General features: G+C 65.3%; 2 protein-coding genes and 1 pseudogene. 1 reads left to right on the top strand and 2 read right to left on the bottom strand.

What is annotated here, in order from left to right; translation table 11 throughout:
- Window positions 1–515 (top strand): annotated as a pseudogene (locus JOZ00_RS20525) (serine/threonine protein kinase); the annotation flags it as partial.
- Here JOZ00_RS20525 and JOZ00_RS20520 read toward each other — a convergent pair.
- Complete coding sequence (locus JOZ00_RS20520) at window positions 512–1,330, bottom strand: succinate dehydrogenase iron-sulfur subunit (protein WP_293347193.1); 819 nt, start codon at window positions 1,328–1,330, stop codon at window positions 512–514. The pseudogene JOZ00_RS20525 and the gene JOZ00_RS20520 sit on opposite strands and share 4 nt — an antisense overlap.
- A partial coding sequence (locus JOZ00_RS20515) for an FAD-binding protein (RefSeq protein ID WP_293347190.1) occupies window positions 1,330–2,199 on the bottom strand: 870 nt, incomplete at its 5' end. The genes JOZ00_RS20520 and JOZ00_RS20515, both read right to left, overlap by 1 nt.

Raw genomic sequence — 2,199 nt, 5'->3', positions numbered from 1 at the left:
CCAACCCGACCGTGCTGCCGTTCACCGATCTGGGGCAACCCACAGGGGTGGCGGTCTATTCGCGCGACGCCCACGGTGACCGCGCGGTGTTTGTCACCGACTCCGCGCACAACCGGGTGGTGGAGATGCCCGCGCATTCGACCGAGCAGGCGGAACTGCCGTTCAGCGGCCTGGCTGGACCCTCGGCCGCGGCGGTGAGTCGCGACGGCGCACTCTTCGTCATCGACCGGGACAACGAGCGGGTGCTGAAGCTACCGTGGACGTCGACCGTTCCGACCGTGCTCCCCTTTCTCATCGGACGCCCGGATGATGTGGCCGTCGATACCAGCGGAAACGTGTATGTGACCGACGGCAGCGACAATCGTGTCACGAAGTACGACAGGGCTACCAGCACGTCAATAACATTGCCGTTCAAAGGACTTAACCATCCCGAGGGGATGGCGGTGGACTCCGCCGGGAATGTCTACGTCGCTGATACGGGCAACAACCGGGTGCTGAAGCTACCGCCCGGTTAGCGCGAGAACAGGATCGCGCGCTTGACCTCTTGGATCGCCTTGGTGATCTGAATGCCGCGCGGGCAGGACTCGGTGCAGTTGAACGTGGTGCGGCACCGCCAGACGCCGTCCACCTCGTTGAGGATGTCCAGGCGCTCGGCGGCCGCCTCGTCGCGGCTGTCGAAGATGAAACGGTGCGCGTTGACGATCGCCGCCGGGCCGTAGTAACTGCCCTCGTGCCAAAAGATCGGGCAGCTGGTGGTGCAGGCCGCGCACAGGATGCACTTGGTGGTGTCGTCGTAGCGGGCGCGGTCGGTCGGGCTCTGGATGCGTTCGCGGGTCGGCGGGTTGCCGGTGGTGACCAGGTACGGCTTCACCGCGCGGAAGGCGTCGAAGAACGGCTCCATGTCGACGACCAGGTCCTTCTCCACCGGCAGCCCGCGGATCGGTTCGACCGTGATGGTCAACGGCTTGCCCTGCTGCCCCTTCTTTTTGGCAGGCAGCAGATCGCGCATCAGCACCTTGCACGCCAGCCGGTTGACGCCGTTGATGCGCATGGCGTCCGAGCCGCACACCCCGTGCGCGCAGGAGCGGCGGAAGGTCAGCGTCCCGTCCAGGTAGCTCTTGATGTAGATGAGCAGGTTCAGCATCCGGTCGCTCGGCAGGCACGGCACCCGAAAGCTTTGCCAGCCAGCGGTTTCCGCGAAAGCGTCGGGCTGGTCGGGGTTGAACCGGGCGATCTTGACGGTCACCATGACCGCGCCCTCCGGGATCTCCGGCAAAGGCGGTTCCAGGCTGGTCTCGACGTCTGAAGCCCCGTCTGGTTCCAAAGCCATCAGTACTTCCGCTCCTTGGGTTCGTAACGAGTCTGCACGACGGGCTTGAAGTCGAGCGTGATGTCGCTCAGCAACTCGGTGCCCTGCTTATCGGCCCCAATTTCCTTATAGGCCATCGTGTGGCGCATGTAGTTGACGTCGTCACGGTTGGGGTAGTCCTCGCGGGCATGCCCGCCGCGGGATTCCTTGCGGTTCAGGGCCCCGACCACCGTGACCTCGGCCAGCTCCAGCAGGAAGCCCAGCTCGATGGCTTCCAACAGGTCGCTGTTGAACCGTTTTCCCTTGTCGTGCACGGAAATTCGGGAATACCGTTCCTTCAGCGCGTGAATGTCGGTGAGCGCCTGCTTCAGCGTCTCCTCGGTGCGGAACACCGCGGCGTTGTTGTCCATGGTCTGCTGCAGCGCGCCGCGGATGTCGGCGACGCGCTCGTTGCCGTGCTCGCTCAAGATGTCGGCGACCCAGCCGACGACCATCCCCTCCGGCTCGGGTGGCATGTCGACGAAGTCGTGGCCCCGCGCATACGAAGCCGCCGCGATGCCGGCCCGGCGGCCGAACACGTTGATGTCCAACAACGAGTTGGTGCCGAGCCGGTTGGCGCCGTGCACCGACACGCACGCGCACTCACCGGCCGCGTACAGACCGGGCACGGTAGAAGTGTTGTCCCGCAACACCTGTCCGGTCACGGTGGTGGGGATGCCGCCCATCACGTAGTGACACGTCGGGTAGACCGGCACCAGCTCCTTGACCGGGTCCACGCCCAGATACGTGCGGGCGAACTCGGTGATGTCGGGCAGCTTCGCCTCGAGTACGTCCGCGCCGAGGTGACGGACGTCGATGTAGACGTAGTCCTTGTGCGGGCCCGCGCCGCG

The sequence above is a fragment of the Mycobacterium sp. genome, assembly GCF_019243155.1.
Classification (GTDB): domain Bacteria; phylum Actinomycetota; class Actinomycetes; order Mycobacteriales; family Mycobacteriaceae; genus Mycobacterium.
The sequence above is the reverse complement of the archived record's forward strand: the minus strand, read 5'-3'. Positions and strand labels throughout refer to the sequence as shown.